Annotated in this window: 25 protein-coding genes; 13 read left to right on the top strand and 12 right to left on the bottom strand. The window is 73.2% G+C overall.

What is annotated here, in order from left to right; genetic code table 11:
* Nucleotides 1-51 precede the first annotated feature (51 nt).
* The 3 genes from CCE02nite_RS19975 to CCE02nite_RS19965 form a co-directional block, all read right to left on the bottom strand.
* Nucleotides 52-963 (bottom strand): LLM class flavin-dependent oxidoreductase, encoded by a 912-nt coding sequence (locus CCE02nite_RS19975; protein WP_255319000.1) that lies wholly within the window; start codon nt 961-963, stop codon nt 52-54.
* A 94-nt stretch (nt 964-1,057) separates the two neighbouring features.
* Nucleotides 1,058-2,365, bottom strand: a complete 1,308-nt coding sequence (locus CCE02nite_RS19970; protein WP_141391329.1) for a hemolysin family protein — start codon at nt 2,363-2,365, stop codon at nt 1,058-1,060.
* 36 nt (nt 2,366-2,401) lie between these two features.
* The gene (locus CCE02nite_RS19965; RefSeq protein WP_141391328.1) at nt 2,402-3,403 is read right to left on the bottom strand and encodes a DUF808 domain-containing protein; all 1,002 of its coding nucleotides are present in this window, start codon (nt 3,401-3,403) and stop codon (nt 2,402-2,404) included.
* Between the two features lie 473 nt (nt 3,404-3,876).
* On the opposite strand from CCE02nite_RS19965, the gene CCE02nite_RS19960 reads away from it, so the two are divergent.
* The 4 genes from CCE02nite_RS19960 (at nt 3,877) to CCE02nite_RS19945 (ending at nt 7,806) form a co-directional block, all read left to right on the top strand.
* Entirely contained in the window at nt 3,877-4,362 is a 486-nt protein-coding gene (locus tag CCE02nite_RS19960) for a hypothetical protein (protein WP_141391327.1), read from the top strand.
* Nucleotides 4,363-4,378: 16 nt separating this feature from the next.
* Nucleotides 4,379-4,861, top strand: a complete 483-nt coding sequence (locus CCE02nite_RS19955; protein WP_141391326.1) for a hypothetical protein — start codon at nt 4,379-4,381, stop codon at nt 4,859-4,861.
* A 455-nt stretch (nt 4,862-5,316) separates the two neighbouring features.
* Nucleotides 5,317-6,723, top strand: a complete 1,407-nt coding sequence (gene lpdA / locus CCE02nite_RS19950) for a dihydrolipoyl dehydrogenase (RefSeq protein ID WP_141391325.1) — start codon at nt 5,317-5,319, stop codon at nt 6,721-6,723.
* A gap of 192 nt (nt 6,724-6,915) precedes the next feature.
* The gene (locus CCE02nite_RS19945) at nt 6,916-7,806 is read left to right on the top strand and encodes an SDR family oxidoreductase (protein ID WP_141391324.1); all 891 of its coding nucleotides are present in this window, start codon (nt 6,916-6,918) and stop codon (nt 7,804-7,806) included.
* An 82-nt stretch (nt 7,807-7,888) separates the two neighbouring features.
* Here the strand turns inward: CCE02nite_RS19945 and CCE02nite_RS19940 are convergent, their stop codons facing one another.
* Nucleotides 7,889-9,247 carry a lytic polysaccharide monooxygenase gene (locus CCE02nite_RS19940; protein WP_141391323.1) on the bottom strand — a complete coding sequence of 453 codons (1,359 nt, stop codon included), beginning with the start codon at nt 9,245-9,247 and terminating at the stop codon, nt 7,889-7,891.
* 143 nt (nt 9,248-9,390) lie between these two features.
* On the opposite strand from CCE02nite_RS19940, the gene CCE02nite_RS19935 reads away from it, so the two are divergent.
* The 6 genes from CCE02nite_RS19935 to CCE02nite_RS19910 all read left to right on the top strand — a co-directional run bounded on the left by CCE02nite_RS19935 (nt 9,391) and on the right by CCE02nite_RS19910 (nt 15,828).
* On the top strand, nt 9,391-10,431 hold the full coding sequence (locus CCE02nite_RS19935; protein ID WP_141391322.1) for an adenosine deaminase: 1,041 nt from the start codon (nt 9,391-9,393) through the stop codon (nt 10,429-10,431).
* Nucleotides 10,432-10,692: 261 nt separating this feature from the next.
* On the top strand, nt 10,693-12,009 hold the full coding sequence (gene murA, locus CCE02nite_RS19930) for a UDP-N-acetylglucosamine 1-carboxyvinyltransferase (RefSeq protein WP_141391321.1): 1,317 nt from the start codon (nt 10,693-10,695) through the stop codon (nt 12,007-12,009).
* 75 nt (nt 12,010-12,084) lie between these two features.
* Nucleotides 12,085-13,389 carry a sensor histidine kinase gene (locus CCE02nite_RS19925; RefSeq protein ID WP_141391320.1) on the top strand — a complete coding sequence of 435 codons (1,305 nt, stop codon included), beginning with the start codon at nt 12,085-12,087 and terminating at the stop codon, nt 13,387-13,389.
* Nucleotides 13,386-13,991, top strand: coding sequence for a response regulator transcription factor (locus CCE02nite_RS19920; protein ID WP_141391319.1), 606 nt, complete (start codon nt 13,386-13,388; stop codon nt 13,989-13,991). Before CCE02nite_RS19925 ends, CCE02nite_RS19920 begins: the two co-directional genes overlap by 4 nt.
* A 32-nt stretch (nt 13,992-14,023) precedes the next feature.
* Nucleotides 14,024-14,749 carry a lysophospholipid acyltransferase family protein gene (locus CCE02nite_RS19915; RefSeq protein WP_141391318.1) on the top strand — a complete coding sequence of 242 codons (726 nt, stop codon included), beginning with the start codon at nt 14,024-14,026 and terminating at the stop codon, nt 14,747-14,749.
* 20 nt (nt 14,750-14,769) lie between these two features.
* Nucleotides 14,770-15,828, top strand: a complete 1,059-nt coding sequence (locus CCE02nite_RS19910) for an NAD(P)H-dependent glycerol-3-phosphate dehydrogenase (protein WP_141391332.1) — start codon at nt 14,770-14,772, stop codon at nt 15,826-15,828.
* A gap of 37 nt (nt 15,829-15,865) precedes the next feature.
* Here CCE02nite_RS19910 and CCE02nite_RS19905 read toward each other — a convergent pair whose 3' ends face one another.
* The 5 genes from CCE02nite_RS19905 to CCE02nite_RS19885 form a co-directional block, all read right to left on the bottom strand.
* Nucleotides 15,866-16,585, bottom strand: a complete 720-nt coding sequence (locus CCE02nite_RS19905) for an AMIN-like domain-containing (lipo)protein (protein ID WP_218027173.1) — start codon at nt 16,583-16,585, stop codon at nt 15,866-15,868.
* Nucleotides 16,586-16,839: 254 nt separating this feature from the next.
* Nucleotides 16,840-17,991 (bottom strand): trans-sulfuration enzyme family protein, encoded by a 1,152-nt coding sequence (locus CCE02nite_RS19900; RefSeq protein ID WP_141391317.1) that lies wholly within the window; start codon nt 17,989-17,991, stop codon nt 16,840-16,842.
* A gap of 90 nt (nt 17,992-18,081) precedes the next feature.
* Nucleotides 18,082-19,272, bottom strand: coding sequence for an acyl-CoA dehydrogenase family protein (locus tag CCE02nite_RS19895; RefSeq protein ID WP_141391316.1), 1,191 nt, complete (start codon nt 19,270-19,272; stop codon nt 18,082-18,084).
* 81 nt (nt 19,273-19,353) lie between these two features.
* Nucleotides 19,354-20,385, bottom strand: coding sequence for a hemolysin family protein (locus tag CCE02nite_RS19890; RefSeq protein WP_141391315.1), 1,032 nt, complete (start codon nt 20,383-20,385; stop codon nt 19,354-19,356).
* Nucleotides 20,382-21,812, bottom strand: a complete 1,431-nt coding sequence (locus CCE02nite_RS19885; protein WP_141391314.1) for a hemolysin family protein — start codon at nt 21,810-21,812, stop codon at nt 20,382-20,384. The genes CCE02nite_RS19890 and CCE02nite_RS19885 overlap by 4 nt, the downstream gene beginning before the upstream one ends.
* A 208-nt stretch (nt 21,813-22,020) precedes the next feature.
* Here CCE02nite_RS19885 and CCE02nite_RS19880 point away from each other — a divergent pair, with 208 nt between their 5' ends.
* The gene (locus CCE02nite_RS19880) at nt 22,021-23,190 is read left to right on the top strand and encodes a D-alanine--D-alanine ligase family protein (RefSeq protein ID WP_141391313.1); all 1,170 of its coding nucleotides are present in this window, start codon (nt 22,021-22,023) and stop codon (nt 23,188-23,190) included.
* A gap of 8 nt (nt 23,191-23,198) precedes the next feature.
* On the opposite strand, the gene CCE02nite_RS19875 is transcribed toward CCE02nite_RS19880, so the two are convergent.
* Nucleotides 23,199-23,753 (bottom strand): DUF3515 family protein, encoded by a 555-nt coding sequence (locus tag CCE02nite_RS19875; RefSeq protein ID WP_255318999.1) that lies wholly within the window; start codon nt 23,751-23,753, stop codon nt 23,199-23,201.
* Between the two features lie 64 nt (nt 23,754-23,817).
* On the opposite strand from CCE02nite_RS19875, the gene CCE02nite_RS19870 reads away from it, so the two are divergent.
* Nucleotides 23,818-24,849 carry a thiamine-phosphate kinase gene (locus CCE02nite_RS19870; RefSeq protein WP_141391312.1) on the top strand — a complete coding sequence of 344 codons (1,032 nt, stop codon included), beginning with the start codon at nt 23,818-23,820 and terminating at the stop codon, nt 24,847-24,849.
* Nucleotides 24,850-24,858: 9 nt separating this feature from the next.
* On the opposite strand, the gene CCE02nite_RS19865 is transcribed toward CCE02nite_RS19870, so the two are convergent.
* Both CCE02nite_RS19865 and rpmB read right to left on the bottom strand, forming a co-directional pair.
* Nucleotides 24,859-25,374: a GNAT family N-acetyltransferase gene (locus CCE02nite_RS19865; protein WP_053371462.1), complete on the bottom strand. Its 516-nt coding sequence runs from the start codon at nt 25,372-25,374 to the stop codon at nt 24,859-24,861.
* A 164-nt stretch (nt 25,375-25,538) separates the two neighbouring features.
* A complete protein-coding gene (gene rpmB / locus CCE02nite_RS19860) occupies nt 25,539-25,730 on the bottom strand; it encodes a 50S ribosomal protein L28 (RefSeq protein ID WP_024840757.1) in 192 nt (63 codons plus the stop codon).
* A gap of 323 nt (nt 25,731-26,053) precedes the next feature.
* Here rpmB and CCE02nite_RS19855 point away from each other — a divergent pair.
* Nucleotides 26,054-26,498: DAK2 domain-containing protein (locus tag CCE02nite_RS19855; protein WP_141391311.1), on the top strand; the 445-nt coding region annotated here is incomplete at its 3' end.

Here is a 26,498-nt window from a genome sequence, read left to right as displayed (position 1 = left end):
GCGGGCGCGCGGAACCGACACGTCGGTTCCGCGCGCCCGCCTCTCGCCGTCTCAGGGGCGGGGCGGGCCCGCGTGGATCGCGGCGAGGAGCGACTCCGGGGTCGCGGTGTCCGGGTTCCACCGGGACTCGACCCACCAGGTCGCTCCGGCGTCGGCGAGGCCGGCGAGCTGGTCCGCCGCCGCGGTCCGCTCGGCCGGGAGCTCGCCCTGGACGACGACGTCGAACGGGCGGCCCGTGTCGAGGCCCAGCTCCGCGCGGCGCGCGGTGAGCCACGCGACCAGGGCGGAGACGTCGTCGGGCGTGGGCACGTCGAAGCCGCGCTCGCCGCGGAGCTGGAGCACGATCCCGTCGGCCCGCAGCGCGCGGTCGAGGGAGCGCAGCGGCGGGCGCTCGGCGTCCCAGACGCCCACCGGCCACACCGGCACGTGGTGCCCGAACGCCGGGCGCTCCACGGGCCGCGGGAGGAACAGCATCTCGCCCGCGTGCACGTGCGCGCCGTCGAAGGTGAACTTCTCCCCGGACCAGGCCAGGTCGAGGTAGGCGATCGCGTCGTCGAGCAGCTCCGCACGCTCCCGTAAGGACTGGAGCTGGCCCGGGACGGCCGAGAAGCCGCCGTCGTCGAGCACGCCCACGCCGACGGGCAGGACGAGGCGCCCGCCGGACAGGTGGTCGACGGTCAGCGCCTGCCGCACGACTTCCCACGGCCGGCGGCGAGGGAGAGCGAAGACCATGGCCCCGAGCGCGATGCGCTCCGTCCGGACCGCCGCCGCGGCGAGCACCGCCCACGGGTCGAACGTGTCGACCGGCATCGACAGCAGGCTCAGCCCGTCCCACGAGAAGAACCCGTCCCAGCCGGACTCCTCCGCCCCGACCGCCATGTCCAGCACCTGAGCCGCGGAGCCGAAGCTCCCGACCACCCCGACCTTGATCCCCGACCCTGTCTCCGCCGTCGCTGCGCTCATCCGCCAGACGTTACGCCCCGCCACCCACACCGTTGAGTGCATGAAAGAGTCGCGCTCTGGTCCTTCGCAGGCGACTCTTTTATGCACTCAGCAGTCAGGGGAGGGGAGTGACGTCGAGGCGGACGATGCGGCGGCGGGCGACGTCGGTCACGGTGAGGCGGCGGTCGTCGACGTCGACGTGGTCGCCCACCGCCGCGAGCCGGCCGAGCTGCGCGACGACGTACCCGGCGACCGTCTCGTACGGTCCGTCGGGCAGCTCGACGCCGGTGCGCCGCGCGAACTCCTCGATCGTCTGGCCGGCGTCGACGCTCGTCGCGGTGCCGTGCTCGCGCGCCGGCGAGGGCTCGGCCGGGTCGTACTCGTCGCGGATGTCGCCCACGAGCTCCTCGACGAGGTCCTCGAGCGTGACGATCCCGTCGGTCCCGCCGTACTCGTCGACCACGACGGCGATGTGCACGCCCTCGCGGCGCATCTGCGACATCGCGGGAAGCACGGTGTTCGTCGCGGGCAGGGCGAGGATCGGGCGGACGACGTCGCGCACCGCCAGGGCGCGCCCCGTCGCCGGGTCGGTCGCCGGGTGGTCGGGGCAGTCGCTCCCGAGGAGGTCGCGCACGTGGAGGAACCCGACGACGTCGTCGAAGTCGTCGCCGGTCACGGGGTAGCGCGAGTACGGGCCCGCGGCGACGGTCGCGGCGGCCTCGGAGAGGGTCGTGTCGGCGCTCAGGAACGCGACCTCGCCGCGCGGGGTCATGGCCTCGGCGAGCGACCGGTCGCCCGCCTGGAACACGTCGTCGAGGATGCGGCGCTCGTCCTCGGGCAGGGACTCGTGCGCGAGCACGATCTCGCGCAGCTCCTCCTCGCTCATCTCCTCGCTGCGCGCGGACGGGTCGCCCCCGAGCAGCCGCACGACGCCGTCCGTCGAGCGTGAGAGCAGCCAGATGACCGGCCGCATGAGCGTCGCGAACCGGTCGAGCGGCGGCGCGACGACGAGCGCGACCCCGGCCGACCGCTGGAGCGCGATGCGCTTGGGCACGAGCTCGCCGAGCACCAGGGAGAGGTAGGCGATGACGAGCGTCAGCCCGACGAGCGCGACCGTGTCCGCGAGCGTCGCCGACAGCCCGAGGTCCTCGAGCGCGGGCGCGAGGTCGGGGGCGAGCGTCGAGGCGCCGTAGGCCGCGGAGAAGAACCCCGCGACCGTCACGCCGATCTGGACGGCCGCGAGGAACCGGTTGGGGTCGCGCGCGACGGCGGCCACCCGCGCGCCACGCGCGGACTGCTTCTCGAGCCGCGCGACCTGGCTCTCGCGCAGGGACACGAGCGCGATCTCGGTGCCGGCGAACACGCCGCCGACGAGGATGAAGAGCAGGACGAGGCCGATGTTGGCCCAGGTGCCGGAGTCCATGCTCCATCCAAGCAGGCCGCCCGGCCCGCTGTGGGATCAGCGGTCGGTGGGCTCCGGGTCGATGCCCGTGGGCTCGGGGTCGGTCGTCGCCTCGGTGGTGGCCGGCTCGGCGTGCTTGCGGCGGGGGATGAAGTGCGCGACGAGGACGACGACGCCACCCACGAGGATGCCGACGACGGCCGAGCACGCCGTGTTGACGAGCCAGCCGAGGAACCCGCCGACGCCCGCGACGCCGGTGACCGCGTGCTCGAGGTGGTGCACGACGTCGTACGGGCCGTGCCAGCCGAGGTCGTACGCGCCCTGGAGCAGGATGTGCCCGCCGACCCACAGCATCGCGATGATCCCGACGAACGAGATGACGGCCATGACCTTGGGCATCGCGCCGACGAGGCCGCGCCCGAACGACTGGACCCACGGCGTGTCGCGCTTCGCGAGGTGCAGGCCGATGTCGTCCATCTTCACGATGAGCGCCACGACCCCGTACACGAGCACCGTGATGAGCACCGCGACGATCACGAGGATGACGAGGCGCGACCAGAAGCCCTCGGAGGCGACCTCGTTGAGCGCGATGACCATGATCTCCGCGCTGAGGATGAAGTCGGTCCGCACCGCGCTCGAGACCACCGAGTCCTCGTCGACGGCCTTCTTCTCGGCCTTCGTCTCGACCTCGGCGTGGTGCTTGCCCGAGACGAGCTCCCACACCTTCTCGGCGCCCTCGAACGCGAGGTACGTCCCGCCGAGCATGAGCAGCGGCGTGAGCAGCTGGGGCAGGAACTGGCTCAGCAGCAGGATCGCCGGGAGGATGAACAGCAGCTTGTTGCGCAGCGACCCGGTCGCGATCCGCTTGACGACGGGCAGCTCGCGCTTGGCGGCCAGACCCTCGACGTAGCGAGGCGTGACGGCGGTGTCGTCGATGACGACGCCCGTCGCCTTGGCGCTCGCGCGCCCGGCGGCGGCACCGACGTCGTCGATCGACGCGGCGGCGAGCTTGGCGAACGCCGCGATGTCGTCCAGGAGGGCAGCGAGTCCGAAGGCCATGGGGAGGTGCTCCGTGCGCCGGCCCGCGTCGCCGCGCACGGGCCCGCTGGTCGAGTGGACGCGGCGGCAGCATCGTAGCGACTTCACCCCCCGCTCGCGTCGGTGGGTCAGGACGCCGGGGCGCGGGTCACGACGTTCACCACGTGCGGCGCGCGCACGACGACGCGCACGACCTCGCGGCCCGCGGTCGCCCGGGCCACGCCGGTCATCGCGAGCGCCAGGTCCTGCAGCCCTTCTTCACGTCCAGGTGGGGTCGGGGCTGTTCTGGCTCACAGACTTGTGTTTGCGCAGGCCACTAGGGTGATGGGACTGCCAATCTCGGGGCGAGTTCGCCCACAGGGGGATCGAACTCGTGAGCCGAGGAGCAACCGATGAGTGGTGTCTCGAGACGTGTGCGGGGCCTGGCGAGCGCGGTGGGTGCGCTCCTGGCGATCGGGGCCGTGGCCCCGGGCGCGTGGGCTGAGGATGCCCCTGTGACGACTGGGGATGAGATCGAGGTCGTCACGCCGGCTGGGATGCCTGCGAATGAGGTGCCAGAGGTCATCGAGGAGGCCTTTGCCGGTGAGGAGGCTGACCCGCAGATTCAGCCAAGGGCAGCGGTCGCGGCGGTGTCGTACCGGTGGAAGGACCACGCTGCGCGCACCGTGGTCATTCGTTCCGACGTGGTGACGAAGCTGCGCACGAAGCACGGACTGACCTCGACGTCTCCGACCCGGGTCTCGACCCAGTTCCCCGACGGGAACAAGTCGATCGCCCAGGGCACCGCCCGCGTGTACTACGCCACGATGCAGAAGCGTTCGTGCTCGACGATCGTGACGTGCCGGGTCACGGCATCAGTGCGGATGAAGACAGTGGTGGAGTACAAGATCCAGGTGCCGCTGGCGGAGCCGAAGGGTGTTATCACGTCCTATTGCGAGGGCACGACCGTGTGCCCGTCGTGGGTCAACGCCGTCATCTGAGAAACCTGGGAGGGTCGTGAGCGACATCGGAGGGCTGATCGTCGCGGTCGGGCAGGTCGAGGCAAGTCAACCGGGGCTTGTCCCGGTCACGCGCTCGCTAGAACTGGTCGCCGGTGGGCTGCGAGTACAGACCGTTGGCGGAACGAGTGTGGATCTGCTCCTTGGACAGAGTCTGGACGCGGTCTGGACCGCGCTCGCACCGAACATCTCGGGGCTGAACCCGATCAACCCCATGGCGCAGGTAGGGGGCTTCACACCCTGGTCGCGCCGGCTCGGATGGGCCAACTACCTGATCGACCTGGGTACGTGGGAAGAGATGCTCCGCGACTTCGAAGAGCCATTGGCCTACGAACGGATCCGTTGGAACGAGGACACGCTCCACGTGGGCATCACCAACGGCGCGCGAGCCGAGGAGTTCACGAGGCCGCTGGACGGTACCGGCTTCACCGGCGCGACACCGGCCGAGCTCGCCGCAGACTTCCTCCGACCGCCAATCTAGAGGCCGCATTCGGTGAGTCCGACGAGCTGGCGCCCTCCGGGAAGGAGGGCGCCAGCCTCATGCTCTCCGACTCTGACCGCCCTCACCCTCGATACCCGAACAAAGTTGGGGTGTTGTGACGTGGTCGGTGGGGCGCCCGCCACCCGTGCGCCGCCGCCGAGCTGACGCGACCAGAAGCCGAGGTATCGGGGGTCGAGCCGCCTCAGCCACCCACCCTCGGGTGCATGAAGACGCCCACGTGCGCGCCCAGCGACACCTGGACGCGGGACGCGCAGGCACCGCCGCGCTGAGCGTGCCCGCCCGGCGGGCTCAGCGCGGCCGGCGAAGGAGGAGCCGCAGGTGTCGCATCCCGGACATCGTGACCCGCCCGGCGGCGCAGGGTCAACCGTCGGGTGTGGCGGACGTCGCGCGCGCACGCACCCCAGGCCCGATCCCGCGCCAGTAGGCTGGTCGCCATGGCATCCCACTACGACGTCGTCGTCCTCGGTGCAGGTCCCGGTGGTTACGTGGCCGCGATCCGTGCAGCCCAGCTGGGCCTGTCGGTCGCGGTCGTGGAGGAGAAGTACTGGGGTGGGGTGTGCCTCAACGTGGGCTGCATCCCGTCCAAGGCGCTCCTGCGCAACGCCGAGCTCGCGCACATCTTCCAGCACGACGCGAAGACCTTCGGCATCTCCGGAGAGGTCAGCTTCGACTTCGGCGCGGCGTTCGACCGCTCGCGCACCGTCGCGGAGGGGCGCGTCAAGGGCGTGCACTTCCTCATGAAGAAGAACAAGATCACCGAGTACGACGGCCGCGGCACGTTCCGCGACGCGCACACGCTCGACGTGAAGCTCGCCGACGGCTCGACCGACCAGGTGACGTTCGACAACGTCATCATCGCGACCGGCTCGAAGGTGCGCCTGCTCCCGGGCGTCGAGCTGTCCGAGAACGTCGTCACGTACGAGAAGCAGATCCTCACGCGCGACCTGCCCCGCTCCATCGCCATCGTCGGTGCCGGCGCGATCGGCATGGAGTTCGGCTACGTCCTCAAGAACTACGGCGTGGACGTCACGATCATCGAGTTCCTCGACCGGGCGCTGCCCAACGAGGACGCCGACGTCTCGAAGGAGATCGCCAAGCAGTACAAGAAGCTCGGCATCAACCTGCTCACCTCGACCGCCGTCCAGACGGTCAAGGACAACGGCACCGAGGGCGTCACCGTCAGCTACAAGGGCGTCAAGGACGACAAGCCGGGCGAGCTCGTCGTCGACAAGGTGCTCATGGCGGTCGGCTTCGCGCCCAACGTCGAGGGCTTCGGCCTCGAGAACACCGGCGTCCAGCTCACCGAGCGCGGCGCCATCGCGATCGACGACGTCATGCGCACCAACGTCGAGCACATCTACGCCATCGGCGACGTCACCGCGAAGCTCATGCTCGCGCACGTCGCGGAGGCGCAGGGCGTCGTCGCCGCCGAGACCATCGGCGGCGCCGAGACGCTCACGCTCGGCGACTACCGCATGATGCCCCGCGCGACGTTCTGCCAGCCGCAGGTCGCGAGCTTCGGCCTCACCGAGCAGCAGGCCCGCGACGAGGGCTACCAGGTCAAGGTCGCGACCTTCCCGTTCATGGCGAACGGCAAGGCCCACGGCCTCGGCGACCCGACCGGCTTCGTCAAGCTCATCTCCGACGAGACCTACGGCGAGCTCCTCGGCGGCCACCTCATCGGCCCCGACGCGTCCGAGCTGCTGCCCGAGCTCACGCTCGCGCAGAAGTGGGACCTCACGGTCTACGACGTCGCGCGCAACGTGCACACCCACCCGACGCTGTCCGAGGCCGTCCAGGAGTCGATCCACGGCCTCGCGGGGCACATGATCAACTTCTGATCGACGAGCACCACCGCGTGCTTCACGGAGGGCCCGGACCTGCGCACCGCAGGTCCGGGCCCTCTGCGTCGTCCGAGCCCTGACAGGACGGCACGGGGCCGCGGCGCGCGGTGGTGCTCAGCGGCGCGCTGCGAGCGGGCGGAGATGCCCCCACGCTGGACGTTCCGCCGATCGTCGACAGGGGAGCCGTACATGTCCGACCAGACCACGCCCCAGGACCCGACCACGCAGCAGCCGCAGCCCGAGCAGCCCGCGGACCAGCTGGAGCCGCCGGGGCTCACGGGCGACATGTCCCAGGAGCCCGATCACGGGGAGTTCACGTACCGAGGATCGGGCCGGCTCGAGGGCAAGCGCGCGCTGATCACCGGGGGCGACTCCGGCATCGGGCGCGCGGTCGCGATCGCGTTCGCCCGCGAGGGCGCGGACGTCGCGATCTCGTACCTCCCGGACGAGGAGGAGGACGCCCGGACGACGGCCCGGTGGGTGGAGGACGCGGGCCGCACGGCCGTCCTGCTCCCGGGCGACATCCGCGACGAGGAGTTCTGTCGGCAGCTCGTCGCCGACGCCGTCGCGGGCCTGGGCGGCCTCGACGTCCTCGTGAACAACGCCGCGTACCAGATGTCGCAGGACGAGGGGCTGCGCGGGATCACGACCGACCAGCTCGACCGCGTCCTGAAGACCAACGTCTACGCGCTGTTCTGGATCACGAAGGCGGCGCTCGACCATCTGCCCCGTGGCGGGGCGATCGTCAACACCACGTCCGTGCAGGCGTTCGAGCCCAGCCCGCAGCTGCTCGACTACGCGACCACCAAGGCGGCGATCCTCAACTTCACGAAGGGGCTGGCGCAGCAGCTCGCGCCGGAGGGCATCCGCGTCAACGCGGTGGCGCCGGGGCCGATCTGGACTCCGCTGATCCCCGCCACGATGCCCGAGGAGAAGGTCGAGCAGTTCGGCGCCGACACGCCGCTGGGCCGGGCCGGGCAGCCCGCCGAGCTCGCACCGGCGTACGTGTTCTTCGCGTCGCAGGAGTCCAGCTACATCACCGGCGACCGCATCGGCGTGACCGGGGGTCGGCTGCTCTAGGACGCTGCGGGTCTCGACGGCTCACCGCGCACGACGGCGGGCAGGCGGCACGTGAGCCGCCTGCCCGCCGTCGTGGAGCGGGTCAGCCGCAGGCCACGCCGTTGAGCGCGAACCCCACCGGGGCCGGGTGGGTGCCCGCGGTCGTGGCCGCGCCGTTGAAGCCGAACGTGACCGACTGCCCCGGCGCGATGCTCGACTGCCACGCGGGGTGCGCCGCCGTGACGGTGCTTCCCTCCTGGCTCACCACGGCGCTCCAGCCGGGCTCGTCGACGGTCTGTCCGCCGGGGTAGGCGAACGTCACGGACCAGCCGTTCACCGGGGCGGCCGACGTGTTGGTCACGGTGACCGACGCGGTGAACCCGGTGCTGCTGCCGCCCCACGAGGAGGCGGAGTAGTCGGCATCGCAGTCGCCGAGGGGCTCCGGCGTCCCGTCCTCCAGGGTGGTGAACGTGACGGAGCGTGTGGCAGAGACGGCGCCGGAGTGGTCGTTGCGCGACCGGACGTCCACCGTGTACGCGGTGCCGGGCTCCAGCTCCGTCAGGTCGACCATGGGCGACCCGTCGGTGCTCGCGATCACCTGGCCGGTCGCGGGGTCGAGCACGTCGTACCCGGTGACGCACCCGGACTCGGCCGCGCCCCACATGACGTGCGCGCTCGTGGCGGTGACGGACATCGCCATGACGGATCCCGGGGCGCCCGGCGCCTCGTCCGGGCACGCGGGCTCGGTCGGCTCGCCGCCGTCGTCGCCGATGCCCGTGACCTCGCCGTCGCCGCCGTCGAACGCGACGTCGGAGCACGAGTAGAAGTTCTCGTTGCTGTCCGAGCGGACCCAGTGGGTGAAGATCATGTGGTCGCCGCTGCGGTCGGCGGGGAGCGTGACGTCCCAGTAGTAGTAGTTCAGGGCGCCCGGACCGCCGGTGTCGGGCGGGTCGGTCACCGAGTCGATCAGCTCGAGGTCGTCCCACGCGAGCGGGCTCGACGGGTCCCAGCCCTCCTCGGTGACGTACACGTCGAAGCGTCCGGGGTGCTCTGCCCAGTTGTTGTGCTGGAACTGGTAGGTCTCCCCGGCGGTCAGGTGCGTCCGCGGCCAGTCGTCCCGGACGGCGTTGAACCCGCTGAAGTCGTACGGGCCGCGGCCACCGCCGTCGCAGATCTGGCCGTCGGGGATGTACCCGGCGGTCTGTCCCGCGCCGTTCGAGTCCAGGTTCCCGAACCAGTTGTAGAAGGCCGAGGTGCCGCTGACCGCATAGGCGTTCGCGCACGCCGGGTTCTGCGGGTCCACCTGGCCGTTGCCCGTCTGGCCGTCGACCCAGCACAGGTACTGCCGGCTCCCGGGGAAGACCTCCGCCCCGTGCGCCGCGGCGGGTGCGGGTGGGGACGCCGCCACGAGGCCTGCTGCGCCGAGGACCACGGCGGCGGCCCAGGCTGCGATGCGTCGCATCTCTCCAGCTCCTTTGCTCTCGGATGTCGAACACGGCGACCCTGCCTCGCGCCGCGCGGTCCCGGAAGCCGCCTAATCGATTCGGACCGCCCTCGGGTCGGGAGAGGATAGGGGCGGGGGACACCGACCCGAGAAGGAGACTCATGCCCGCGCCCACGACGCCCACCCGCGAGTTCGTCACCGGCCTGCCCAAGGCGGAGCTGCACCTGCACCTGGAGGGCACGCTCGAGCCCGACCTCAAGCTGCGCCTCGCGCAGCGGAACGGGATCGACATCGGCCAGTCGACGGTCGAGGAGGTGCGCGCGACGTACGCGTTCGACTCGCTCACGAGCTTCCTCGCCGTGTACTACCCGGCGATGGAGGTGCTGCAGACCGCGGACGACTTCTACGAGCTCGCCGACGCCTACCTCGCGCGCGCGGCCGCCGACGGGGTGAAGCACGTCGAGATGTTCTTCGACCCGCAGGCGCACACGTCGCGCGGCGTCCCGTTCGAGGCGGTCGTGACGGGCTACCACCGCGCCGCGGCCGAGGCACCGGCCAAGCACGGGATCGATGCCCACCTCATCCTGTGCTTCCTGCGCGACCTGTCGGCCGAGAGCGCGGCGGAGACGCTCGAGGCGTCGGTGCCGTTCCGGGACAAGATCCTGGGCGTCGGGCTCGACTCGGACGAGCGCGACAACCCGCCGCAGAAGTTCGCCGACGTGTTCGCGCGCGCCCGGGAGCTCGGCTACCGCCTGACGATGCACTGCGACATCGACCAGGTCGGCAGCATCGACAACATCCGCACCGTGCTCGACGAGATCGGCGTGGACCGCGTGGACCACGGCACGAACGTCGTCGAGGACCCGGCGCTCGTCGACGTCGTGCGCGAGCGCGGGCTCGGGCTCACGTGCTGCCCGATCTCCAACTCGTTCGTCACGGACGACATGAAGGCGACCGAGATCGCCGGGCTGCTGCGCTCGGGCGTGCGGGTCACCGTGAACTCCGACGACCCGGCGTACTTCGGCGGCTACGTGGCCGACAACTACGTGGCGCTCGCGGACGCGGCGGGGCTCAGCATCGAGGAGGTCGTGCAGCTCGCACGCAACTCGTTCGAGGCGTCGTGGCTGGGCGAGGCCCAGCGGGCCGCCTACCTCGCCGAGATCGACCGGTACGTCGCGGGGTTCGACACGACCGGCGTCTGACGGCGCCGGACGCCTGCCCGTGTCTCGGCCCACGAGCCACCGGCACGGGCAGGCGTACCGGGGAGTAACGTGTCGGGGACGGCCGCCGCCGCCCGGATGGCGGTGAGCATGCCCGCAGTGGGTGAATAATCTCCGGGTGCCGCATGTTGGCGCACTCGGGCCCCGCGCCCGCGGACGAGCCGTCCGCGGCTACGACGCGCGGGACCGGGCCCCGCAGGGGCACCACGGACCATCGGCTTGGCGAGAGGGCGACCAGAGCTCATGAAGGATGTGCTGTACGTCGACGGCGGGACCCCGCTGGACGGGACGATCACCGTGCGGGGCGCGAAGAACTTCGTGTCCAAGGCGATGGTGGCGTCGTTGCTGGGGGAGTCGCCGAGCGTGCTGCGCAACGTGCCGCAGATCCGCGACGTCGGCGTCGTGACGGGGCTGCTGGAGCTGCACGGCGTGGCGGTGAAGTCCGACCCGGACGCGGGGATCCTCGACCTGGACCCCTCGAACGTCGAGTCGGCGCACGTCGCGGACATCGACGCGCACGCGGGCTCGAGCCGCATCCCCATCCTGTTCTGCGGCCCGCTGCTGCACCGCCTGGGCGAGGCGTTCATCCCGGACCTGGGCGGGTGCCGGATCGGCGACCGGCCGATCAACTACCACCTGGACATCCTGCGCCAGTTCGGCGCCGTCGTGGACAAGCGGGAGAACGGGATCCACATCCGCGCCCCGCGCCGTCTCCAGGGCACCAAGATCGCGCTGCCGTACCCGTCGGTCGGTGCCACGGAGCAGCTCCTGCTCACGGCCGTGCGCGCCGAGGGCATCACGGAGCTGGCGAACGCCGCGATCGAGCCCGAGATCATGGACCTCATCGCGGTGCTCCAGAAGATGGGCGCGATCATCTCGGTCGACACCGACCGCGTGATCCGCATCGAGGGTGTGGACCGCCTCGACGGGTACACCCACACGGCGCTCGGCGACCGCATCGAGGCGGCCTCCTGGGCGTCCGCAGCGCTCGCCACGGGTGGCGACATCACGGTCAAGGGCGCGACGCAGCCCGAGATGATGACGTTCCTCAACACGTTCCGCAAGGTCGGCGGCCGGTTCGACGTGCAGGACGACGGGATCCGGTTCTGGCACCCGGGCGGCGACCTGTCCCCGATCGTCCTCGAGACCGACGTGCACCCCGGCTTCATGACGGACTGGCAGCAGCCGCTCGTCGTCGCGCTCACCCAGGCCAAGGGCCTGTCGATCGTGCACGAGACGGTCTACGAGAACCGGTTCGGCTTCACGGACGCGCTGCGCGGCATGGGCGCCACCATCCAGGTCTACAAGGAGTGCCTGGGCGGCCGCGACTGCCGGTTCGGCCAGCGCAACTTCCACCACTCCGCGGTGATCTCCGGCCCGACGCCGCTGGCCGCGGCCGACATCGAGGTCCCCGACCTGCGCGGCGGCTTCTCCCACCTCATCGCGGCGCTCGCGGCGAAGGGCACCTCGACCGTGCGCGGGATCAGCCTCATCGACCGCGGCTACGAGAACTTCCAGGAGAAGCTGGTCGCGCTCGGCGCCGACGTCCGCCGCGGCTGATCCCGGGAGCGCCGTCGCCGCAGTCATGACGCCTGTCACGGCGGTGCGGCGCGCGTGCGTGGGACGCTGGTCGACGTGATCACCCGACCGCGCACGTTCCTCGACGTGTGGAGCCGTCGGACCGCCCCCGAGCGGTTCGACGCCTACACGCGCTGGTCGCTGTACCTGCTCTCGCTGTTCGAGCCGTTCCTCGCGCTCGTGCTCGTCGGTTCCGACCCGACGTTCCGGCCGGGGGCCGTCAACGCGTGGTTGCTGCTCGTGCTCGCGCACACCGTCACGTGCCTCGTCCTGCTCCGGGCGGGGGTGGTGCACTTCCTCGGGGGCCCGGTCGTGCGCCCGTGGCTGCTCGCCCTCCACGGGGCCGTCTCCCTCGCGGTCGCGCTGGTCGGGTTCTGGACCTTCCCCGTCGGCTCGGCGGAGGACGTCGCCGGGAGCGCCCGGTACTACGCGCTCCTGGTGGGCCTCGGCTTCGGCACGCTCGCCGTCGTGCCGCTCCTGACGTTCCGGCGCCTCGCGCTGCTCGCCGTCCTGTTCGGGGCGATCACCGGGTGCTCCGTGTGGGTGGGGACCGGACCGATCTCCTCGACCACCGTGGGCATGGCGGTCGGGCTCGGCCTGTCGAGCGCGGTGATGCTCGTCGCGATCTTCGGGTCGTACCGCGTGTCCGTGTGGATGCTCGGCATCGTGTGGGAGCAGGAGCGCACACGCGTGCTGCACGCGCGGCTGGCCGTCGCGGAGGAGCGGCTGCGGTTCTCGCGCGACCTGCACGACGTCTTCGGGCGCACCCTGTCCGTGGTCGCCGTGAAGAGCGAGCTCGCCGCGGAGCTGGCCGCCCGCGGTCGCCCCGGCGCGGAGGAGCAGATGCTCGAGGTGCGCCGCATCGCGCAGGACGCGCTGCGCGAGGTGCGCGCCGTCGTCGCCGGCTACCGCACCGCCGACCTCGGCGCCGAGCTCGTGGGCGCGCGCTCGGTCCTGCGCTCGGCGGGCATCGAGACGACCGTCCACGGCGAGGAGACGCCGGTCGGCACCGCAGCGCAGGAGGCTCTCGCCTGGGCGGTGCGTGAGGGCGTCACCAACGTGGTGCGGCACTCGACCGCACGCACGTGCACGATCACGGTGCACCGGGACCGGGCGTCGAGCGTCGTCGAGATCGTCAACGACGGTGCCCCCGCGGGGACGGGGGACGGGCGCGGCTCCGGGCTGGTCGGTCTCCGGGAGCGGTTGGAGGGTGCCGGCGGGAGCCTGCAGACGTGGTCCGACGGCGGTCGGTACGGACTCGTGGCGAGCGTGCCCGACGACGGTGCGGCACGCGGCGCGCCGTCGCGGCAGCCCGACCGCGACCTCCCCGCCCCTGCCCCCGAAAGGACCACGCGCGCGTGATCCGCATCCTGCTCGCCGACGACGAGAACCTCATCCGCGACGCCGTCGCGTCGCTCCTGGCCCTCGAGGACGACCTGGAGGTCGTGGCACAGGCTGCCTCGGGCCCCGAGGCCGTCGCCGCCGCCCTCAAGCTCGAGCCCGACGTCGCGGTCCTCGACCTCCAGATGCCCGGGCTCGACGGGGTCGAGGTCGCGCAGCGCCTCGCGCGCGACCTGCCGTCGTGCGGTGTGGTGATCGTCACGAGCCACGGCCGGCCGGGCTACCTCAAGCGCGCGCTGGAGGCAGGCGCGCGCGGGTTCCTCCCCAAGACGGTCTCGTCGCGCGTCCTCGGCGACGTCGTGCGCCAGGTGCGCGCCGGCGGCCGGTACGTCGACCCGGAGCTCGCGGCCGAGGCGATCGCCGCGGGCGCGAGCCCGCTCACCGCGCGCGAGGCGGACGTGCTCGAGCTCGCGGCCGACGGCGCGCCCGTCGAGGAGATCGCGACGCGCGCCCACCTGGCCCCCGGAACCGTGCGCAACTACCTGTCGTCGGCGGCGGCGAAGCTCGGGGCGGCGAACCGCCACGAGGCGGCGCACGTCGCCCGGCGGCACGGCTGGATCTGAGTGCGGGGTCGCGCCCGGTAGGCTCGGTGACCGTGCCGAGCCTGCCCGAGACCCCGCGCGCGTACAAGATCCTCGCGTTCTTCCTGCGCCCGATCCTCTTCGCGATCACCCGCCGTGACTGGCGCGGCGCGGAGAACCTGCCGCCCACCGGCTTCATCGCCGCGGCGAACCACGTCACGGAGGTCGACCCCGTGACGCTCGCGCACTTCCTCTACGACCAGGGGCGCGCGCCCAAGATCACGGCCAAGGCGTCCCTGTTCACGGTGCCGGTCCTGGGCGGCCTCCTGCGCCGCACGGGCATGATCCCGGTCCACCGGGGCACGTCGGGCGCCGCGCAGTCGCTGGTCGACTCCACCGCGCGCCTCGACGAGGGGGAGTGCGTCGTGTTCTTCCCCGAGGGGACCTTGACGCGCGACCCCGACGGTTGGCCCATGGTCGGCAAGACCGGCGTCGCGCGGCTCGCCCTGGCGAGCCGCGCCCCCGTGGTGCCCATCGCGCAGTGGGGCGCCGAGCAGCTCCTCGCGCCGTACGGCAAGGTGTTCAAGCCGATCCCACCCAAGCGGGTGGCCGTGCACGCGGGCCCGCCCGTCGACCTGTCCGACCTCTACGACCGTCCGCAGGACACCGCGACGCTGCGCGAGGCGACCGAGCGCATCATGGCGGCGATCACGCGCCAGCTCGAGGAGATCCGCGGCGCGAAGGCGCCTGCTGAGCGCTTCGACCTGCGTCAGCACCCGGGCTCGGAGCGCCGCCGGTGAGCGGGGACCAGACCGTCGAGATCAGCCCCGCGCCGCTCGGAGCCGACGACGTCCCCGCCGCGGAGCGCGTCGTCGCCGCGGTCCTCGGGTCGGGGAGCTGGGGCACGACGTTCGCCGCCGTGCTCGCCGACGCCGGCTGCGAGGTCCGCCTGTGGGGTCGCGACCCCGAGGTCGCTGCGCAGGTGAACTTCTCCCGGCGGAACGAGAAGCGGCTGCCGGGCATCGAGCTGCCCGCGGGCATCCGGGCCACGACCGACGCGCGCGACGCGCTCGCCGGGGCGGGCCTGGTGGTCGTCGCGATCCCCTCGCAGGTCGCGCGCACGACGCTCGCCGAGCTGCGCCCGTTCCTGGAGCCGGAGGCCGTCGCGGTCTCGCTCATGAAGGGCGTCGAGCTGAGCACCGACCGACGCATGAGCGAGGTCGTCGCGGAGTCCCTCGGGCTGCCGCCCGAGCGCGTCGCCGTGGTGTCCGGGCCGAACCTGGCGCGCGAGATCGCGCACCGCCAGCCGACGGCGACCGTCGTGTCGTGCGTCGACGAGGACGTGGCGCGGTACGTCGCGCGGGCCTGCTCGTCGTCGTACTTCCGCCCCTACACCAACCGCGACGTCGTCGGGGTCGAGCTGTGCGGGGCGGTGAAGAACGTCATCGCGCTCGCCGTGGGGATCGCCCAGGGCCGCGGGTTCGGCTACAACACGACGGCCACCGTCATCACGCGCGGGCTCGTCGAGATCACGCGACTGGGCCTCGCGCTCGGGGCGGACGCCGAGACGTTCCCCGGCCTCGCGGGAATGGGCGACCTGGTCGCGACGTGCTCGTCGCCGCTCTCGCGCAACCACACGCTCGGCAAGCACGTCGGCCAGGGGCTGAGCCTCGACGACGCGATCGCCGCCACCGGCGGCACGGCCGAGGGCGTCAAGTCGTGCCGGTCGGTGCTCGAGCTCGCGCAGAAGGTGGGGGTCGAGATGCCGATCACGGCCGGCGTCGTCGCGGTGCTGCACGAGGGCATGCCGGTCGACGAGATGGCGCGCGGCCTGCTCGCACGTCCCCAGAAGGCCGAGGGGATCTCGGCGGAGCGCTGAGGCGTCGGCGCCTGTCGAGAGTCGGGGTCCCGCGCCGTCAGTCGTCGTCGCGGACGTCGACCACCACGCGTGTCGGGTCCTCGAGCGAGAACACCCGGAACGGGCGCTGCTCGTCGTCGACCCCGACGAACGCCTGCGTGTAGCCCTCGAAGACTCCGCGCAGCAGGACCTCCTCGACCTCGCTGTCGTCCCCCGCGCGCACCGGGTTGGGTCCTGCGTACTCGTCCACGCCCGTGTCCATCGGGTACCCCGAGCCGGAGATCATGACCTGGAGGTAGGCGTCGCCGTCGACGGTGACGACGTCACCCTTGCCGTCGTCGACCGGCTGGTCGACGTACTCGACCCGCCACCCGGGCGTGCCGGTGCCGCCGAGCTCGAAGACGACCCGGTCGTATCCGTCGTGGTGCCCGACCCGGACGTCCGTCACGGTCAGGGCCGCGTCCGCGGACGGGTCCTGCGTGTCCGGGTCGGTGTTCGCGGGGAACGGGAGCGGTGCCTCGGTCGCGTCGTCGGCCGGTGCCGTGGAGTCGTCCGTCGGACTCTCGTCCGGGGCGTCGGTCGGTGAGTCCGTGGGGCTGGGCGAGCCGCTCGTCGTGGTGGCCGACGGCGACGGGGAGTCGTCCGTGCCGCCGGGCGTGCACGCGGCGAGCGAGAGCGCCAGCAGCCCGACGACGGCCGTCGCGGACCGCGGTGACGTCACGGCCCCGCGTCGCCCCCTGTCGCCACGGTTCGTCCGCGTCGTTCCTCGTGCCTTCATGGACCGATCGTAGAAACCGCTGGTCACGTTCGCGCGGCGGGCAGAGCACGGTCCGGTCCCGGTCGGGTCACAGCAGTGTCTCGACGGGACTCGCTGGTGTCTCGCAGGTGGTGCGCTAGTCGCTGGACGGGGCGCCGCTCCAGGTGGTCGACGCTAGGCTCGGGCGATGCTGCAGGGGATCGGCGCAGACCTGGTGGACCCGGCGCGACGCGGGCGCCCGGACGCCGAGGCGCGGTAGCGCACGCGGGGCGCGATCAGCCGGCGGGCGCCCGCAGCGCCCGGTCGAGGTCCCGCCAGAGGTCCTCGACGTCCTCGATGCCCACGGAGAGCCGCAGCAGGTCCTCGGGGACCGTCAGCGACTCGGTCGCGAACCGACGCCGACGTTCCAGGCTCGACTCCACGCCGCCGAGGCTCGTGGCGGGCACCCACAGGCGCACGGCACCCACGACGGCGTCCGCGCCCGCGGCCCCGCCACGGGGCCGGACACCGAGGATCGAGCCGTACCCGGTCATGAGTCGCGACGCGCGCTCGTGCCCGGGGTCCGTCGGCAGGCTCGGGTGGCGCACCTCGACCACGTCGGGGTGGTCGGCGAGGCGCCGGGCGAGCTCGGCCGCGTTCGCCTGCGAGCGCTCCACGCGCAGCGCGAGCGTGCGCAGCCCGCGCAGCGCGAGCCACACCTCGAACGGGCCGGGGATCGAGCCGTGGAGCGTCCGGTAGGCGCGCAGCGTCGCGGTGAGCTCCGCCGTGCGCGCGACGGCCGCGCCGAGGACGACGTCGGAGTGCCCGGCGAGGTACTTGGTCACCGAGTGGACGACCACGTCCGCGCCGTGGGCGAGCGGCTGCTGCCCGAGCGGGGTCGCGAACGTGTTGTCGACGGCGGTGAGGACGCCGCGCTCGCGAGCGCCCGCGAGCAGGACGGGCAGGTCGGCGACCTCGAGCATGGGGTTCGTCGGGGACTCGACGAGCAGGAGCGAGGCGCCGTCGAGCGCGGCGACGACCTGGTCGGTGTCCGCGACGTCGACCCGGACGACCTCGACTCCCGCGTGCGCGGCGAGGTCGTCGGCGAAGCCGAGCGTCACCTGGTACGCGTGCCGGGGGAGGACGACCTTGCCGCCGGCCGGCACGAGGGAGAAGACCGCCGCGATCGCCGCCATCCCCGACCCGAAGGCCACGCCGGGGTGCTCGCCGCCCTCGAGCGCGGCGAGCGCCTCCTCGAACGGGTGCCACGTCTCGGTGTCCATGCGCGTGTACAGGAGCTCACCAGGCTGCTGTACGCCCTGGGACACGTACGTGGAGGACAGCACGATCGGCGGGTTCACGGGCGCGCCCTGCGTCCGCTCGGGGCGCCCCGCGGCGACGACGACGGTCGCGGGGGAGAGGGCGGCAGGGACGTGCGGGTCGTTCATGGCGGCAGCGTACGCCCGGCGGCACGACCGGTGCCCTGGGCGACCGCCCCGTGATCGTGCGACCGGGCGATCTCGGCGCTCGGCGGTCCGTCAGTCCAGCGGGCCCAGGAGGGACTGCGCGACCGTGGAGTGCGCGGACTCGTCGTCCGACGGGTGGAAGATCCCGGCGAGGACGTCGCGGTAGAGGCGGCCGAGCTCGTTGCCCGCGAAGTAGCTCGACCCGCCGGCGACGCGCACCATCTGGTCGACGACCGTCTTCGCCGTCTCCGTCGCGCGCACCTTGAGCCCGGCGGTCGCGCGGAACCAGCCGGCGCCGCGGTCGACGAGCGCGTCGAGCTCGCCCGCGACGGTGTCGATCTGCGGCCAGATTGCGTCGAGCGCGAGCGCGGCGTCCGCGAGGCGCCAGCGGATGTCCGGGTCCTGCGCGAGGGACGCTCCGCCGTTCTTCATCGACGTGCGGCGGCGCGCCGCAGCGACGCCGAGCTCGAGCGCGCGCTCCGCGATCCCGGTGTAGACGGACGCGAGGAGGGTCTCGAACGTCGTGAAGATCCCGACGACGAGCGGGTCGAGGGTGGGCCCGGGCGCGAGCCGCCGGACGACGCGGTCGGCGGGCGCGTGCGCGCCGTCGAGCACCGTGGAGCGGGACTGCGAGGCGCGCATGCCCATCGTGTCCCAGTCGTCGAGCACCTCGACCCCGGCGCCCCGGGGGACGAAGGCGTGCACGAGTCGCGGGCCGTCGTCGGACACCGTGTCGAGCCCGAGGACGCCCAGGCGCGTCCATGCGGGCGAGTTCGACGTGAAGATCTTGCGGCCGTGGAACGTGTAGCCGCCCGTGCCGTCCGGTCGCGCCTCGGTGCGGGACCCGAGCAGGACCAGGTCGTTGCCGCCCTCGGAGTACCCGAAGCCGAACACCTCGCCGCGACCGGCCTCCTCGAGCAGCCAGTCGAGGGACGCGTCACCGCGCTCGTGCAGGTAGCGCGCGACGCCGGTCCACACGTGGTGCATGTTCACCGCGAGGGCCGTCGCGGGCGCCGCTCCCGCGAGCCGCGCCTGTTCGTGCGCGACCTCGCGCAGGCCGAGCCCGGCGCCGCCGAACGCCGTGGGCACGAGCGCGCGCAGGTACCCCGCCTCGGTCAGGGCGGCGAGGTCCTCGTCGAAGAACGCGTTGTCCCGGTCGTAGCCCGCAGCGCGGACGCGGACGGCGTCGAGCAGGTCGTCGGTGAGGAGGGTGCGGGGCCGAGGGAACGGCGGAGCGAACGGCGGAGCGACGGGCGTGGTCATGGCCTGCCTTCGGTCGGGGTGGACGGCGAGAGGCCCCGGCGACGCGCGTCGCCGAGGCCCCTCCACCGTACGCCGGACGGGTCAGCCGACGAGTGCCGGCGTCGGCTCCTCCGGGGACGGCAGGATACGGCGCAGCACGTCGGCGAGCGTCACGACGCCGACGAACCGTTCACCGTCCATGACGATCGCGAGCTGCTCGCTCGACTCGCGCATGCGCGCGAGCGCGGCGTGCACGGTCGTCCCCGACGCGAGCACGAACCCGGGGCGCGCGAGCTCCCCGGCGGGGCGGTCGTCCGGCTCCAGGAGCGTGTCGCGCACGTGCACGACCTTGGGGACGACGCTCCCGTTCTGGACGAGGATGCGCAGGTGACCCGACCGCGCGGACGCGGCACGCACGTCCGCGGCCGTGGCCGTCGCGGGGACCGACGTCGGGTGGCCCTCGGCGGGTACGAGCGCGTCGACCGTGAGGGTCTCGAGCTCGATGACGCCCGAGATCTGCGCGCGGTACGACGCCTCGAGCGCGCCGACGTTCGCCGAGTGCTCGACGAGGTGCCGCAGGGTCGCGGCGTCCTGCCCGCCGCCCTCGACGTTCTCGACGGGCTCGACGCCCACGGCCCGCACGCAGCGGTTCGCGAGCGCGTTGAGCCAGCGCAGCAGCGGGCGGAACGCCCACATGAACCCGCGCATCGGGAGCGCCAGCAGGGTGGCCGAGCGCTCGGGGTGGGCGATCGCCCACGACTTCGGCGCCATCTCGCCGATGACGAGGTGCAGGAACGTCACGACGATGAGCGCGAGCACGAAGCCCGCGACGTCGGCGGCCCACAGGGGCGCGCCCCACGTCTCGAAGACGGGCGTGAGCCAGTGGTGCACGGCCGGCTTGGTGATGGCGCCGAGCGCGAGCGTGCACGCCGTGATGCCGAGCTGCGCACCCGCCATGAGCAGGGTGAGCTCGTTCGAGCTGCGCAGCGCGGCGCGCGCCGCTCGGCTCGTGGGCGCGGCGTCCTCGAGCCGGTGCCGCTTGGCGCCGAGGAGTGCGAACTCCACGGCGACGAAGAACGCGCTGAGCGCGATGATCGCGACGGTCGCCACGACGACGACCCAGGGGTTGCTCATCGGGTCTCCTCCGCTGCGTCCGCCGGGCGGGCAGCCTCGTGCGTGGTGGTGTGCGCGTCGTCGGCGGCGGGGGCGTCGCCCCGCTGCTCGACGAGCCGGACGCGCACGAGGCGCGGCACGTGCCGCTCGACCGACAGGACGTCGACGACGAGCGTGCGGTGCACGGGCTCGTCGTGGACGAGGTCGGCCGGGTCGTCCGGGAGCGGGACCTCGATCTGGTCGCCCGCGCGCGGCAGGGCGCCGTGCTGGGCGATGAGGAGCCCGGAGACCGTCTCGTGGTCGCCGCGCGGCAGGTCGTGGCCGAGGGCGCGTTCCGCCTCGTCGACGTGGACGTCGCCGCCCATGACCCACACGCCGTCGTCCTCGGCCGTGACCGTGACGGGCTGCTCCGGGTCGTGCTCGTCGGTGATCTCGCCCACGAGCTCTTCCGCGAGGTCCTCGACCGTGAGCACGCCGGTGAAGCCGCCGTACTCGTCGATGACGCACGCGAGCTGGTTGCGCGTGGAGTTGAGCTGCCCCAGCGCGTCGGGCAGCGTCATGGTCGTCGGCAGCACGACGGCCGGGCGCATGAGGTCGGTGACGGGAGCGTCGTCGGGCAGACCGGTCGCGAGGACGTCGGCGAGCTGGACGACGCCGAGCGGCTGGTCCGTCTCGTCGACCACCGGGTAGCGCGTGTGCGCGCGGGCCATGAGCTCGCGCACCTCGGCGACGGTCGCCTCGGGCCGCACCGTCCCGACGCGCGAGCGGGGGATCATCGCGTGCTCGACGTCCTGCTGGGGGAAGTCGAGGATGCGGTCGAGCAGCACGGACAGCTCGTCCGGAAGGTCCCCGCTCTCGCGCGAGTCGGCCACGATGTGCTCGAGGTCGCGCGCGGTCGCGGTGTTGTCGACGTCGTGCACGGGCTCGATCTTCAGCAGGCGCAGCAGGGCGTTGGACGCCTTGTCGAACACCGCGATGAGCCAGCCGAACACCGTCAGGTACGCGGTCGTGGAGCGCGCCAGGCCCTTCGCGAGCGGCTCGGGCCGCGCGATGGCGAGGTTCTTGGGGAACAGCTCGCCGAAGAGCATCTGGATGATCGTCGAGAGCACGAGGGCGAGGACGGTGCCCACCGCCACGCCGACGCCCGCCGGGACGCCGACGCCGCCGAGCATCGTGCCCAGCGACTCACCGATCAAGGGTTCGGCCACGTACCCGACGAGCAGGCCCGTCACGGTGATGCCGAGCTGCGCCCCGGACAGGACGAAGGAGGTGCGCCGGGTGACGGCGAGCGCACGCCGGGCCGACTCGTCGCCGGCCTCCGCCTTGGCCCCCAGGCGGGAGCGGTCGACGGTCATGTAGGCGAACTCCTGGGCGACGAAGTAGGCCGTCGCCGCCGTGATCGCGAGAACCACGAGGAGCCCGAGCAGGAGGGAGAGGAAGGTCGTCATCGTGCCCGCACCGCCCTCCGGTCGTCGGGGACGCGTTCACGCGTCCGCTCGCTGCCGGGGCCGGTGCGGCCGGGACTATGGTCGGGGTCGTCGGCCGCGGGGGCCTCGAGAGTCGTGTCTTCCACGGCACTCCCAACGCAGGACGTCCTCGGATCGTTCCCGAGGGCGCGTCGGGCGCGCGAGCAGGCGTCCGGTAGGGTCGTCCGCGATGTCCAGCCAGAGCCCCGACCGGTCCGTGCCGTCCACCGACGAGCACCCCACCGGCGCGCCCCGCAAGCCCCGTGTCCTCGTGCTGTTCGGGGGCCGCTCGGGCGAGCACGCCATCTCCGCCGCGACCGCCGCGGGCGTCCTGCGCGCGATCGACCGGTCGCGCTACGACGTCGTGCCCGTCGGGATCACGCCGACGGGGGAGTGGGTCCTCGCGGCCGACGAGCCCGCGCGCTGGGAGATCACGGAAGGCCACCTGCCGCAGGTCGAGCCGACCGGCGAGGAGGTCATCCTGCCGCTGTCCACCGGGCGCCGGGAGCTGCGCGTCCTCACCCCCGGCGACGTCCCGCGCGTGCTCGGCGAGGTGGACGTCGTCTTCCCGCTGCTGCACGGCCCGTACGGCGAGGACGGCACGCTCCAGGGCATGCTCGAGCTCGCCGACGTCCGCTACGTCGGCGCGGGCGTCCTGGCCTCCGCCGTCGGTATGGACAAGCACTTCATGAAGCTCGTGCTCGCGGGCGAAGGGCTGCCCGTCTCCCCGTACACCGTGATCCGCCCGGGTGCGTTCGAGCGCGACCCGGAGGCGTGGACGCAGACCGTGGCAGCCCTCGGCCTGCCGGTGTTCGTCAAGCCCGCGCGCGCCGGGTCGAGCCTCGGCATCTCCAAGGTCGACGACCTCGCGGACCTGCCCGCCGCCATCGCCGCCGCGCAGGAGCACGACCCCAAGGTGATCGTCGAGGCCGGCGTCGTCGGTCGGGAGATCGAGTGCGCCGTCCTCGGGGGCCGCGGGGGCGCGCGTCCGCGCGCGTCGCTGCCCGGCGAGATCGTCGTCACGGGTGAGGCGCACGACTTCTACGACTTCGAGGCCAAGTACCTCGACGAGGCCGGGGTCCAGCTGTCGTGCCCGGCCGACCTGCCGGAGCACCTCGTCGAGCGGGTGCGCGAGATCGCGATCCGCACGTTCGAGGCGGTCGGCGCCGAGGGCCTCTCGCGCGTCGACGTCTTCGTCACGCCCGACGAGCAGGTCGTCGTCAACGAGATCAACACGATGCCCGGCTTCACGCCGTTCTCGATGTACCCGCGCATGTGGGAGAAGTCGGGGCTGAGCTACCCCGAGCTCATCGACGAGCTCGTCGCGCTCGCGCTCGAGCGCCCCACCGGCCTGCGCTGACGCCCGGCTCAGCCCGCGTCGGCCGCGCCGACGCACGCGCGCGTCTGCGGGACCTCCATGACCGCGCGGCCCAGGTCCGCGATGAACGCCGTCGAGTGGCCCTCGGTCACGGCCGGCGGCACGACGACCTGGACGGCGGGGTCGCGACCGTAGGTCGTGAACGTCCACGTGCCCTGGTCCTCGACCACGAGCCAGTCCACGGTGCCGCCCTCGGACTCGACGCTCTGGCACGTCGTCGTCGTGGGCCCGGGGACCTCGACGCCGCACCGCAGCGTCACCGCGGCTCCCGGCTCGCCCCAGGCCGCGGTGGCCTGGCTCGTCGTGCCGACCTTCGCCAGGTCCTCGCCCAGGGTCTCCGGCAGCGCGAGCACGACGTCCGCGCACAGCGGGTTCTGGGCGTCGTCCGCCACCGGGACGCCGATGCGCGGCGCGCACGCGGCGGTCGCCGCGACGACGCCGAGGAGCGCCGGCACCGCGAGGGCCCGGACGAGGGGGCGCGGGTGGCGTGCCGGTCGCGCACCGGGGGAGGTGGACGGTGAGGCGGGAGGGACGGCGTCGAGCACGCGACCACCGTAGCGGCCCGCGGAGGGTGCCCGTGACCGCCCGGGCGGCGACTAGGGTGGCGGCGTGAGCGAGACGCCCCTGCTGGTCCGCGACGTGCCCGAGGAGGCGCTCCTCGCCCGGATCTTCCCCCTGCTGCCCACCGCGCCGACCACGCTCGTCGGGCCGGGGGACGACTGCGCCGTCGTCGCGGCGCCCGACGGTCGCTACGTCGTGTCGACCGACGTCCTCGTCGAGGACCGGCACTTCCGCCGGCGCTGGTCGTCCGGGTACGACGTCGGGTGGCGGGCCGCGGTGCAGAACCTCGCCGACGTCGTGTCCATGGGTGCGCGCCCCGCGGCGCTCGTCGTGTCGCTCGTCATGCCCGGAGACCTGCCCGTCGACTGGGTCACGGGCCTGGCGCGGGGGCTCGCCGACGCGTGCACGCCGCTCGGGGCCGCGGTGGTCGGCGGGGACCTGTCGGGGGGCGACCAGGTGGTCGTCGCGGTCACGGTCCACGGGGACCTCGAGGGCCGCGCCCCCGTGCTGCGCTCCGGAGCCCGGCCGGGCGACGTCGTCGCGCTCGCAGGGAGCCTGGGCCGGTCCGCCGCGGGTCTCGCGCTGCTCGACGCCGACCGGGCGGACCTCGACGACGCGCTCGTCGTCGCGCACCTGCGTCCCGACCCGCCGCTCGCCGCGGGTCCCGCGGCCGCCGACGCCGGCGCGACCGCGATGATGGACGTGTCCGACGGGCTGCTGCGGGACGCCGGCCGGATGGCGCGGGCGAGCGGCGTCGTCGTGGACCTCGAGCTCGCCGCCCTGGGCGCGGACCGCGACCGGTTGCGCGTGGCATCCACGGCGCTCGACGGCGCGAGCGAGGACGGTGCCGGGGCGACGGACCGCGACGCCCGGACCGACGCCGGCGACCGCACCGAGGGCTGGGTGCTGTCGGGAGGCGAGGACCACGCGCTGCTCGCGACGTTCTCCGCCGACGCCGACCTGCCCGACGGCTTCCGGGCGATCGGCAGGGTGCGCACCGCGGACGGCGACGGCGCCGGGGTGCGGGTCGACGGTGGCGTCGCGCACCGCGCGACCGGGTGGGACCACTTCCGCGCGTGAGCGCGGCGCTCAGCCCCGGCGGTAGCGGACGGCGGTGAGGTCCTTGCCGCCGATGTCGTCACGGCGCTCGACGCCGTCCGGCGTGAAGCCGTGGCGACGGTAGAAGCGGCGCGCGCGCTCCGCGTCCTCGAGGACCCAGAGCGTGACGGTCGTGCCGGGGCGCACCTCGCCGAGCATGGTGCGCATGAGGTCGCGCGCGACGCCGCGGCCCCAGGACTCGGGGTCCAGGTAGATGGCGAAGATCTCGAGGTCGCCCGGCTCGGCGTCCTCGTCGCGGCTGGGGCCGAGGGTGGCGAAGCCGATCGTGCGGCCGTCGGCGTCGGCGAGCCACGTGCGGGCGCCGGGGGTGGCGAGGCTCTGGACCCAGTGCTGCTCACGCTGGTCGTGATCGAGCGAGGCCAGGTACTCGTCGGGCACGATGCCCGCGTAGGCGCCTCTCCAGGACGCGATGTGCACGGCCGCGATGGCGCTCGCGTCCGCGGGAGCGGCCGGGCGGATGGTTACCTCGCTCAGTTCCGTCACCATGCACAAAGACTGCCACCGCGGCCCGGATCCGCCAAACCGGTTTGTGCTGATCTCCAGAGGATCTCCGCATCTCGGGGGCGCCCGGAGCCGGGGGTGAGCCGCCAAGACGACGAGAGCGTCTGCCGGGATCCGGCAGACGCTCTCGTCAGGAAGTCTCGCGATGCTCAGGCGGGACGGGTGACCTTCCCGGCCTTGAGGCAGGAGGTGCACACGTTGAGACGCTTGGGCGTCCCCGCGACCACGGCGCGCACGCGCTGGATGTTCGGGTTCCAGCGGCGCTTCGTCCGGATGTGGGAGTGCGAGATGCTGTGCCCGAAGCCCGGGCCCTTGCCGCAGACGTCGCAGTTGGCAGCCACGGTTTCTCCTGATCGTCGTGCACGTCGCGCACACAGCGGCGACGTCCTGAATGGTCTGTAGGGTGTCTCGCCCGGTGTTCCTCGGCGGCTCCTCGACGGTGTCGAGGGCGCGCGAAGCACCCGGGCAACCTCGTCAGGGTAGCCGATCCGAGGGCCTCAGCTCAAACCGGGCGCTCGTCACACCCCCGGGTGCCCGGCGGCGCCCCGGCCCGCGCCCCGACGGCACGCGCGGTTGACTACCGTGGTCCCGACGGCCCGCGGTGCCGTCCGACCGTCTGGCCGCCCGGTCCGGTCGTCCCCCGAGCGCGAGGAGCCGGTCCGACGTGAGCCCCGGAGCCGACGTGGTCGACGCCGCCGTCGTCGTCGCGTGGGGCCGCGGCGGCGTCCGCGCGCTCGCCGCCGCGCGCGAGTCGCTCGACCGCGTGAACGTCTTCCCCGTCGCGGACGCCGACACGGGGACCAACATGTACCTCACGCTCCTGGACGCCGTCCGGGCGCTGCCCGGCGGTGACGCGGGGGGAGCCGCGGAGGCGGGTGCGGCGGGCGGCGCCGGCGATCTGCTCGTGCGCCTCGCCCGCGGCGCGCTCGTCGGGGCTCGCGGCAACTCGGGCGTCATCCTCAGCGAGTACCTCCGCGGGATCGCGCTCGCGCTCGCCGAGCACCGGACCGTCACCGGTGCCGCGCTCGCGGCCGGCCTCGACCGTGCCGCCCGCACCGCGCGCGGCGCGGTCGCCCGCCCCGCACCCGGCACGATCCTCACGGCGGCCG

Source organism: Cellulosimicrobium cellulans (genome assembly GCF_006539945.1).
In the GTDB taxonomy this organism is placed as follows: Bacteria; Actinomycetota; Actinomycetes; order Actinomycetales; family Cellulomonadaceae; genus Cellulosimicrobium; species Cellulosimicrobium cellulans.
The sequence above is the reverse complement of the archived record's forward strand: the minus strand, read 5'-3'. Positions and strand labels throughout refer to the sequence as shown.

Coding starts and splice junctions, on each gene's coding strand:
- CCE02nite_RS19975 (WP_255319000.1), bottom strand. CDS start 963: ATGAGCGCAGCGACGGCGGAGACAGGGTCGGGGATCAAGGTCGGGGTG.
- CCE02nite_RS19970 (WP_141391329.1), bottom strand. CDS start 2,365: ATGGACTCCGGCACCTGGGCCAACATCGGCCTCGTCCTGCTCTTCATC.
- CCE02nite_RS19965 (WP_141391328.1), bottom strand. CDS start 3,403: ATGGCCTTCGGACTCGCTGCCCTCCTGGACGACATCGCGGCGTTCGCC.
- lpdA (WP_141391325.1), top strand. CDS start 5,317: ATGGCATCCCACTACGACGTCGTCGTCCTCGGTGCAGGTCCCGGTGGT.
- CCE02nite_RS19945 (WP_141391324.1), top strand. CDS start 6,916: ATGTCCGACCAGACCACGCCCCAGGACCCGACCACGCAGCAGCCGCAG.
- CCE02nite_RS19940 (WP_141391323.1), bottom strand. CDS start 9,247: ATGCGACGCATCGCAGCCTGGGCCGCCGCCGTGGTCCTCGGCGCAGCA.
- CCE02nite_RS19935 (WP_141391322.1), top strand. CDS start 9,391: ATGCCCGCGCCCACGACGCCCACCCGCGAGTTCGTCACCGGCCTGCCC.
- murA (WP_141391321.1), top strand. CDS start 10,693: ATGAAGGATGTGCTGTACGTCGACGGCGGGACCCCGCTGGACGGGACG.
- CCE02nite_RS19905 (WP_218027173.1), bottom strand. CDS start 16,585: ATGAAGGCACGAGGAACGACGCGGACGAACCGTGGCGACAGGGGGCGA.
- CCE02nite_RS19900 (WP_141391317.1), bottom strand. CDS start 17,991: ATGAACGACCCGCACGTCCCTGCCGCCCTCTCCCCCGCGACCGTCGTC.
- CCE02nite_RS19895 (WP_141391316.1), bottom strand. CDS start 19,272: ATGACCACGCCCGTCGCTCCGCCGTTCGCTCCGCCGTTCCCTCGGCCC.
- CCE02nite_RS19890 (WP_141391315.1), bottom strand. CDS start 20,385: ATGAGCAACCCCTGGGTCGTCGTCGTGGCGACCGTCGCGATCATCGCG.
- CCE02nite_RS19885 (WP_141391314.1), bottom strand. CDS start 21,812: ATGACGACCTTCCTCTCCCTCCTGCTCGGGCTCCTCGTGGTTCTCGCG.
- CCE02nite_RS19880 (WP_141391313.1), top strand. CDS start 22,021: ATGTCCAGCCAGAGCCCCGACCGGTCCGTGCCGTCCACCGACGAGCAC.
- CCE02nite_RS19865 (WP_053371462.1), bottom strand. CDS start 25,374: ATGGTGACGGAACTGAGCGAGGTAACCATCCGCCCGGCCGCTCCCGCG.